The organism is Clostridium vincentii, from assembly GCF_002995745.1.
GTDB classification, from domain to species: domain Bacteria; phylum Bacillota; class Clostridia; order Clostridiales; family Clostridiaceae; genus Clostridium; species Clostridium vincentii.
Genome location: NZ_PVXQ01000038.1, coordinates 25,208 through 32,705, shown reverse-complemented (window position 1 = coordinate 32,705; position 7,498 = coordinate 25,208). Strand labels below are relative to the sequence as shown.

The following is a 7,498-nucleotide window of genomic DNA, read 5'->3' as shown; positions in this document are numbered from 1 at the left end:
TTACAAGTATCATCCATTCTTCTTTAGATCTTCTTTCTGCCATGCAAATTACCTCCTACTAAGTATAGGAGTATTATCACATTAATTTACTGCCAGTCCTAGGTGATGAGTTATTTGACGCTTACAATTAAGGAGGGTACTATGAAAAAATTAGAGGTTGTTATTAGACCGGAAAGTTTAGAGGATATCAAGGCAATTTTAAATGAACATGGCTGTGGAGGAATGACAATGTTCTCGGGAATGGGTTGTGGAAATCAAAAAGGAATTAAGGGTACAGAATTTAAGGGTGTTAAACTTAACATAAACCTCTTACCTAAAATTCAGGTAAATGCAATTATTCAGGATGAAATATTAGAGGCGGTTTTAACTGAGATTAATGAAAAAATATCAACAGGGGGCGTAGGAGACGGAAAAGTATTTATTTACGAAGTTTTTGATGTAATGAGAATTCGTACTGGTGAACGCGGAAGCAATGCAATTTAAGTTGCTTTATCGCTTTAAAGGAGGCAACAACAATGGGGAAAAAAATAGTCATAATAGCTGACGTTAATAAAATATATGGGGATAATCATGTTGTTAAAAATTTAAACCTTCAGGTTAATGAAGGTGAATTTCTAACAATGCTTGGACCTTCAGGGTGTGGTAAAACTACTACCTTGAGAATGATAGCTGGTTTTGAAGAACCAACGGATGGAGATATCTTTGTTGAAGATGTTAAGGTTCAAGACAAAGAGCCTTATGATAGACAGGTTAATACAGTATTTCAAAGCTACGCTTTATTTCCTCATATGAATATATATGATAATGTGGCATTTGGATTAACTATGAAAAAAGTGCCAAAAGCTGAAATAAAGACTAGAGTATCTGAAATGCTTGAGTTGGTACAGTTAAAAGGATATGAAAAAAGAAAGCCAGATCAATTATCGGGTGGACAAAAGCAAAGAGTTGCTATTGCAAGGGCCTTAATTAATAGACCTAAGGTACTACTTCTTGATGAACCTTTAGGGGCATTAGACTTAAAACTTAGGAAACAAATGCAAGTTGAGCTTAAGAGACTTCAGAAGAAACTTGGAATTACCTTTATTTATGTAACCCATGATCAAGAAGAAGCTTTAACAATGAGTGATAGAATTGCAATTATGAATGGAGGTATCTTAGAACAATTGGGTACTCCGGCAGAGATATACGAAAGACCAGCTTCAAAATTTGTAGCAGACTTTATTGGAGAATCTAATATTTTCTATGGAACTATAAAAGAATCCATTGAGGATAAGTTGAAAGTGACAATTGAATCAGGAGAGGTTGAAGCTATTGCGGCAGGCTTTGAGAAGGATAGTATAGTTTATATTTCAGTTAGACCTGAAAAGATAGAAATTTCAGAAACTCCTGTTAAAGAATCGTCTATACTTGGCATTGTTAAGGAACATGTTTATGTAGGCTCAATTATAAAGACAATAGTGGTATTACCATCAGGACAGGAAATTAAGATGAACAAATTACCAGGGATGAAGATGGTATCTGTTGACACAAAGGTTTATGTATATTGGAAAGTAGAGGATGCAGTTGTTATAGAATCAAAGAGTGAAGAGGTATTTTCAATTATTGATAATCCTGATATAAGTGGGGCTGCAAAATAAAATCTCTAGGAGGAGAGTTATGAAAAAAGATAAGAACAAAAAAAAGAATCTATTATCCATAGTAACAATGGTAGGCCCTATAGGATTTTGGATGACAGTATTTGTTGCAATACCATTTCTCTATATATTTGCAATTAGCTTCATGAATAGAGGGGAATATGGGGGGATAGAGCTCGGGTTTACCTTAAGTAATTATGCTAATGTCTTTGATCCCTTATACATGAATGTATTTACAGGATCAATATGGATGGCGACTAAAACAACTGTGTTATGTATTTTAATTGGATATCCTTTTGCATATTTCATTGCACAAAAATCGTCAGGAAAGAAGACCATGTTGCTACTAATGGTTATAGTACCGTTTTTAACTAATTCTTTAGTTCGTACCTATGGGTGGATTATTTTAATTAGAAGCGAAGGTATTATAAATAATTTTTTATTAGCAATACACCTAATAAAAGAACCGTTAGAAATTCTTTATACAAATACAGGAGTTATGATAGGTATGGTTTATACCCTAGTACCATTTATGATTTTACCTTTATATAGCTGTATTGAAAAGTTAGATAAATCATTATTAGAGGCTGCAAGTGATTTAGGAGCTAAACCAAGAAGGGCATTTACTAAGATAACATTACCACTTACAATGCCAGGAATATTTGCAGGATCAATTTTAGTATTTATACCAACACTAGGATACTTCTTTATATCTGATTTGCTTGGTGGAAGTAAGGTAATGCTAATTGGTAATCTTATTAAAAATCAATTTCTTACAGCAAGAAACTGGCCCTTTGGAGCAGCATTATCAATAATACTAATAATAATGACATTAGTACTGGTTGGAGTGTACAAGAAAGTCGGTGGAGATTTAGATGAGTTAGGAGGTATTTAAGGATGAAGAAAAAAGGAAAAAGAAAAGCAGTAGAAGTAGGGAAGAATGCATATATTGGATTCGTTTATTTATTCCTATACCTTCCAATTATAGTGCTAATTATATTCTCTTTTAATACTTCTAAGATGAATATAGTATTTGAAGGATTTACTACAAAATGGTATGGAAGTTTATTTTCTAATAGATCTTTAATGGAGGCCTTAGGAAATACTTTAATAATTGCCCTTGTTAGTACTCTTATATCAGGTGTTATAGGAACTCTTGCTGCAGTAGGTCTTGAGAGATTTAAATTTAAAGGGAAAAACATTATAGATAAGTTACTGTACATACCTGTTGTAATACCAGAAATAGTTTTAGGTATAGCATTATTGTCTGTATTTTCATTAATGAATATACAACTTGGGCTATTTACAATAATTTTAGCTCATGTAACTTTCCAAACACCTTTCGTAATAATAACAGTTAGAGCTAGGTTAAGTGGATTTGATATGTCTATAGAGGAAGCAGCTATGGATCTTGGTGCAAATAGGTTTCAAACTTTTATGAAGATAACTTTACCATTAATTGCACCGGGAGTATTATCAGGAGTTCTTCTTGCATTTACATTATCATTAGATGATGTAATTATAAGTTTCTTTACAGCAGGCCCTGGAAGTAATACATTACCACTTAAAATATTTGCAATGGTTAAAACAGGAGTTACACCTGAAGTTAATGCTTTATCAACAATTATTATCATGGTAACTATAATAGGGGTAACCCTAGTAGGGATATCCTTGGTAAGGAAACAAAAAAGAAATAAAATTTAGGGGGAATAAATCATGTCAAAAAAACCAGTAAAAAAAATGCTTGCATTTGCAATGGTAGCAGTACTAGCTTCTACAGCTGTAGTAGGTTGTGGAAAAAGTAGTAGTCAAGAAGAACTTAATGTTTTTAACTGGACAGAATACATTCCAAGTTCAGTTATAGTCAAATTTGAAGAGGAGACTGGTATAAAGGTAAATTATAGTACTTATTCTAGCAATGAAGAATGCTTGGCTAAGGTTGAATCTTCAGCTGAAGGTACCTATGATGTTATAGTTCCTAGTGATTATATGGTTACAATAATGAAAGAAAAAGGATTACTAGAAGAGCTAAATAAGGATAATATAACGAATTTTTCAAATGTAAGTGATGTTTATTTAAACAAGGAATTTGATAAAGACAATAAGTATTCAGTACCTTTTGATGCTGGAGCAGCTCTACTTGCAGTAGATACAGCTGTTGTAAAAGATAATATCACATCTTATAATGACCTATTAAATCCTAATTATGCAAATTCTTTAGTTGTATTAGATGATCAAAGAGCTTTAATAGGTATTGCTTTAAAGGCACTTGGGTATTCATTAAATGAAACCGATGATGCAAAACTTGCAGAAGCAAAGGTTTATCTAGAAAATCTTAAACCAAATATAAAAGCTTATGATAGTGATAGTCCTAAAACTCTATTAATTAATGGAGAAGCATCAATAGGATTCTTATGGAATGCAGAATGTGCTTTAGCTATGGATGAAAAGTCCAGTATTAAGCCTGTATATCCAAAGGAAGGCATGTATCTATTTATAGACAGCTTTGCAATTCCAAAGGGTTCAAAGAATAAGGATAATGCTGAGAAATTCATTGATTTTCTACTAAGTCCAGAAATCAGTAAGATGGTTACAGATGAATTCCCATACAAAAATGTGAATAATGCAGCCTATGAATCTTTAGAAGAAAGTTACAAGAATAATGGAGCTTCTAATGTACCAGATGAAGAAATGGCAAAGGGTGAATTCGTTATAGATGTAGGAGATGCAACTACTAAGTTTGATAAGTTATGGGCAGAAGTTAAATAAATATTCATAGTAAAGGAGGAGAACAATATGGAAGTTAAAAAGATGTATATTGATGGGGAATGGTTATTATCTCAATCAGGGCAAACTAGAGAGATTGTTAATCCTGCTACAGGGAAAGTAATAACACTAGTTACAGAAGGAACAAAGGAGGATGTTGAAAAAGCTGTAGCTGCAGCAAAAAGAGCATTTTATGAAGATGGCTGGGATGAAGTTTCAGCCACTGATAGAGGAGATTATCTATTAAAGATAGCAGCAAAGCTTGAGGAAAATAAAGATGAATTTGCAAAACTTGAAAATGAAGATAATGGGAAGCCTATGCGAGAGACAGAGTTTGATGTGGATGATGCGGTAGCCTGTCTTAAATATTATGCAGGAATGGTAACAAAACCTAGTGGACAGACCTATGATGTACCAGATCCAAATATGCATTCTATGGTTGTTCGTGAACCTATTGGAGTTTGTGGACAAATAGTTCCATGGAATTATCCACTTCTTATGGGTATGTGGAAGATAGCACCAGCTCTTGCTGCAGGTAATACTATAATATTTAAGCCAGCTGAAATAACCCCGTTAAGTATGATAAAACTTTTTGAAATAATGGAAGAGGTAGGAATACCTAAGGGTGTAGTAAATTTAGTTTTAGGGGCAGGCACAGTTGTAGGTCATGAGATTGCAGCTAATATGGATATAGATAAGGTTGCATTTACTGGTGGAACTAAAACGGGAAGAAGTATAATGCAAGCATCTACTGGAAATTTGAAAAATATTTCTTTAGAGCTAGGAGGGAAATCTCCTAATATAGTTTTTGCAGATGCAGACTTTGAAACAGCAGTAGACTATGCTTTGTTTGCTATATTCTGTAATCAAGGACAAGTTTGTTCAGCAGGTTCAAGGTTGATTCTTCAAGATACCATATATGATAAATTTGTGGAAAAATTAGTGGAAAGGGCTAAGAAGATTAAAGTAGGACCTGGAACAGATCCATCAGTTGAAATGGGACCACTTATAAGTGAAGCACATATGGAAAAAGTTCTAAGTTATATAGAAATAGGTAAAAAAGAAGGAGCTAAACTTCTTTGTGGCGGAAATAGAATTGGCACTGAGGGGTATTTCGTTGAACCTACCATTTTTGGAGATACAACTGCTGATATGAGAATTGTAAAGGAAGAAATTTTTGGACCAGTTCTTGTAATACAAAAATTCAGTACAGAGGCAGAGGCTCTAAAGCTTGCTAATGATACAATCTACGGATTAGCTGGTGGCGTATTTACAAATGATATTTCAAAAGGCATGAGGGTTATTAAAAAACTTCGTGCAGGAATAACTTGGATAAATGCCTACCATCCGACTTTTAATGAAGCTCCTTGGGGTGGATATAAACAAAGTGGTATAGGTCGAGAACTTGGAACTTTTGGTTTTGAAGAATATACAGAAGTGAAACAAATCAATATAAATCTTAAGCCAGAACCTACAGGTTGGTTTTCAGAATAAATGATTGTCCAAAGAAGACAATAATCTTTGTAACAGGTGGACATTATATAATTATCAAAATAGTGGTAAAATTTAAACAATAAGAATAACAAAAATAAAATCCGTACAAACAAAGGCGTTTGTAGACTATATAGTCTATAGATGTCTTTTTTTTATTAAAATTATTAAACACAAAATGAAAGGATGTAGATATTATGAATATTGAAAGAATAAATGAGGAATTAGATAGGGTAGTTGGATATATTAAAAGCCCTGTATTAACGACAGAGGCACAGGATATGATAGTAAGGGACTCAGTAGATAATTATAATGAATTTGTTAACCCAGGTTGGTTAAAGTATAGAAAATCAGTTTCAACAGATGCTACATTTGTTGAATGGAGAGATGAGGGAGAACATTTTTACGATGTTCATGGAGAAGAATTTATCGATTGTCTTGGAGGATTTGGAATATTTATGTGCGGACATAGAAATCCAGAGATTTTAGAGGTAGTAGAAGCTCAATTGCATAGACAAGCACTTCATAGTCAGGAACTTTTAGATCCATTAAGAGGATATTTAGCAAAAGCTGTTTCAGCAATTACACCAGGAGATTTACAGTATTGTTTTTTCACAAATGGTGGAGCAGAAGCAGTAGAAATGGCACTTAAGCTAGCAAGAATAGCAACTGGTGGCAGATGGTATATCGCAGCTATAGATGGTTTTCATGGAAAATCAATGGGAGCTATATCTGTAGGTGGAAAAGATACCTATAGAGCACCATATCTTCCTATGGTTCAACAAGTACAACACGTAGAATTTGGAGATGCTGATGCTATAAGAAAAGCTATAAAAAACTTACAACATGTAGGTGAAAAGGTAGCAGCAGTTGTTTTAGAACCTATCCAAGGAGAAGCAGGTGTTATAATACCTCCTAAGGGTTACCTAAAGGAAGTAAGAAAAATATGTGATGAATTAGGAGTATGTTTAATATTTGATGAAATTCAAACTGGTATGGGTAGGACGGGAACCATGTTTAGATGTGAAGCTGAAGACGTAGTACCAGATATATTGACCTACGGAAAAGCTTTTGGTGGTGGTATTATGCCAATAACAGGTATCATTGCAAGACCACATCTATGGATTCAAGAACTACAAGACAATCCATGGATTCTTGGATCACCAACTTTCGGTGGTAATCCACTTGCTTGCTCAGCTGCATTAGCAACAATAAAATATATGATTGACAATGATATTCCAGCACTAGCAGCAGAGAAAGGAATTCATTTAAAGAGTGGATTACAAAAGATAGCAGAAAAGTATCCAGAGGTAATTCAAGAAGTAAGAGGAATAGGAGTAATGATTGGAGTTGAATTTGGTGCTTGTGAACTAGGTTATGCAATTGCAAAGGGTCTATTTAAAAGAAGAGTAATGACTGCAGGAACCTTAGTTAACGCAAAAACTATAAGATTTGAACCATCAGCAACTATATCTCATGAGGATATTGATAAGGTTATTATAAAATTTGAGGAAGCAGTTATTGATACTAAAAAAGAATTTAATCTTTAATTGTAGGCTAAAATATAATAAAGGAGTCAATCTCCAAATTAGGAGATTTGGCTCCTT

General features: G+C 33.6%; 7 protein-coding genes. All 7 read left to right on the top strand.

What is annotated here, in order from left to right; genetic code table 11:
* Positions 1-141 precede the first annotated feature (141 nt).
* The 7 genes from CLVI_RS14090 to CLVI_RS14060 all read left to right on the top strand — a co-directional run bounded on the left by CLVI_RS14090 (position 142) and on the right by CLVI_RS14060 (position 7,441).
* A complete protein-coding gene (locus tag CLVI_RS14090) occupies positions 142-483 on the top strand; it encodes a P-II family nitrogen regulator (RefSeq protein ID WP_106060770.1) in 342 nt (113 codons plus the stop codon).
* Positions 484-515: 32 nt separating this feature from the next.
* Positions 516-1,637 (top strand): ABC transporter ATP-binding protein, encoded by a 1,122-nt coding sequence (locus CLVI_RS14085; protein WP_106060769.1) that lies wholly within the window; start codon positions 516-518, stop codon positions 1,635-1,637.
* A gap of 19 nt (positions 1,638-1,656) precedes the next feature.
* Positions 1,657-2,529, top strand: coding sequence for an ABC transporter permease (locus tag CLVI_RS14080; RefSeq protein ID WP_106060768.1), 873 nt, complete (start codon positions 1,657-1,659; stop codon positions 2,527-2,529).
* Positions 2,530-2,531: 2 nt separating this feature from the next.
* Positions 2,532-3,338, top strand: coding sequence for an ABC transporter permease (locus CLVI_RS14075; RefSeq protein ID WP_106060767.1), 807 nt, complete (start codon positions 2,532-2,534; stop codon positions 3,336-3,338).
* 12 nt (positions 3,339-3,350) lie between these two features.
* The gene (locus CLVI_RS14070; RefSeq protein ID WP_106060766.1) at positions 3,351-4,403 is read left to right on the top strand and encodes a polyamine ABC transporter substrate-binding protein; all 1,053 of its coding nucleotides are present in this window, start codon (positions 3,351-3,353) and stop codon (positions 4,401-4,403) included.
* A 27-nt stretch (positions 4,404-4,430) separates the two neighbouring features.
* Positions 4,431-5,894: an aldehyde dehydrogenase family protein gene (locus CLVI_RS14065; RefSeq protein WP_106060765.1), complete on the top strand. Its 1,464-nt coding sequence runs from the start codon at positions 4,431-4,433 to the stop codon at positions 5,892-5,894.
* Between the two features lie 194 nt (positions 5,895-6,088).
* Positions 6,089-7,441 carry a putrescine aminotransferase gene (locus CLVI_RS14060; protein WP_106060764.1) on the top strand — a complete coding sequence of 451 codons (1,353 nt, stop codon included), beginning with the start codon at positions 6,089-6,091 and terminating at the stop codon, positions 7,439-7,441.
* The last annotated feature ends 57 nt before the right edge of the window (positions 7,442-7,498 follow it).